The organism is Psychrobacter sp. 1U2 (assembly GCF_051847575.1).
Genome location: NZ_JBPYDC010001722.1, coordinates 1 through 536, shown reverse-complemented (window position 1 = coordinate 536; position 536 = coordinate 1). Strand labels below are relative to the sequence as shown.

The 536-nt window shown below is 48.5% G+C and carries 2 protein-coding genes; both read right to left on the bottom strand.

Annotated features, from left to right (window positions below; translation table 11 throughout):
* Nucleotides 1-377: urease accessory protein UreE (locus ACS8FD_RS24070; protein WP_439277698.1), on the bottom strand; the 377-nt coding region annotated here is incomplete at its 3' end.
* A gap of 21 nt (nucleotides 378-398) precedes the next feature.
* The coding region (locus tag ACS8FD_RS24065) for a hypothetical protein (RefSeq protein WP_439277699.1) at nucleotides 399-536 on the bottom strand (138 nt) is incomplete at its 5' end.

Genomic DNA, 536 nt, shown 5'->3' with positions numbered 1-536 from the left:
AGAACTGCCAATTCTTCTAACACATGATCTGGCGGGAACCGCACCCAATAACGTCCCTCTTCATCACGACCAAGGGCGAGCGATACATGACGATTACCTAAGTGATAGCCAAGTCGTCCCAATGCCAAACCGCTCTCAACATAAGCGGTAGTAACTGGTTCATCAGCGGCAAACACTTGGACGATCTCACCGCTGCTCGCTTGTAGTAAATTACCATGACGCAGTACCGGACCACGATCAAGGAACAAGCCAACATCGAGGCCACTATCAGTCACTGCTTTTAAGCGGCCACGTATGCGCAGCTCATAAGGTAGCGTTAGGGTGTCGTGTACATCGGCCTGAGTGCTGCCGTCGATTCTTTTTATTAATTCAAGCATATTGATATCCTTACAAGTGCTCTAAAACAAATGATAGCGTTGGGCTAATGGCAATTCTGACAGGGGCTCACACGTTAATAACTCGCCATCTGCGCGAACTTCATAAGTTTGTGGGTCTACTGTCAGCTCTGGGCAGGCATCATTGAGCTTCATATCGCT